General features: G+C 35.1%; 1 protein-coding gene and 1 pseudogene. One reads left to right on the plus strand and one right to left on the minus strand.

All coding sequences use genetic code 11. From position 1 onward, the window contains the following. The coding region (locus FLS47_RS18195) for a hypothetical protein (RefSeq protein ID WP_188347331.1) at positions 1-261 on the plus strand (261 nt) is incomplete at its 5' end. A 2-nt stretch (positions 262-263) separates the two neighbouring features. Here FLS47_RS18195 and FLS47_RS01735 read toward each other — a convergent pair. Then, positions 264-753: pseudogene (locus tag FLS47_RS01735) on the minus strand (hypothetical protein); the annotation flags it as partial.

The following is a 753-nucleotide window of genomic DNA, read 5'->3' on the forward strand; positions in this document are numbered from 1 at the left end:
AAAAGACTTCTCGTAAACATTGTATTGTTGATTCATTTGGCACTTACAGGAATCATGCTTTTTCGTTTATTCAAAACTAAAAATGCAACTGGTGGTCAGCTGATATTAACTTTTGTTGCACTAACTGTGCCAGTTTTAGGTCCATCTGCATTAATAGTTTATTACAACAATCTAGCAAAAAGGCAAGAAATTGCCGAGGCTAATAAAAAACCTTCCGCATACGCTCCTAGACATAATTATTCAAAACGTAAGAAAAGATAAATCTAGTTTCTTGCCAAATCAATATTTTCCCTGAAATTTCCTTTTTCATCCTCGATAAAAGACATTGGTTTTTCAGGATTTTGAATAATTTCGAACAATAAGAATCCCCAAGGCTTCCAAAAGTTCTCCAACACCTGTCCATAGGTTTTCACTACCCAATTGTCGAAGATTGGTTTGAGTGTCCAATCGTTCAATGGCATAGGCTCTACATAAACTTTCTGAGGGGTTTCCATGTAGGTATATTCTGGCAAGCGATTGAATAAATAAGCCGAATAGAAATAACGCGCACAAATCTCTTCAAATTGAATCGGATGCAATTTTTTACCACCCACTTTAGCTAATACTTCCTCGTGAAATATTGCATTTGTACCATTGTCTTGCATTGTAGCAATGATGGCAAAATCTTTCATTCTTAATGAAAAAATTAATGTATTGATCTCGTCTCGGTACAAAAATGTATCTTCCGCATTGTCTACTTCAAAAATTTGCACC

This window comes from Sphingobacterium cavernae, from assembly GCF_008520265.1.
In the GTDB taxonomy this organism is placed as follows: Bacteria; Bacteroidota; Bacteroidia; order Sphingobacteriales; family Sphingobacteriaceae; genus Sphingobacterium; species Sphingobacterium cavernae.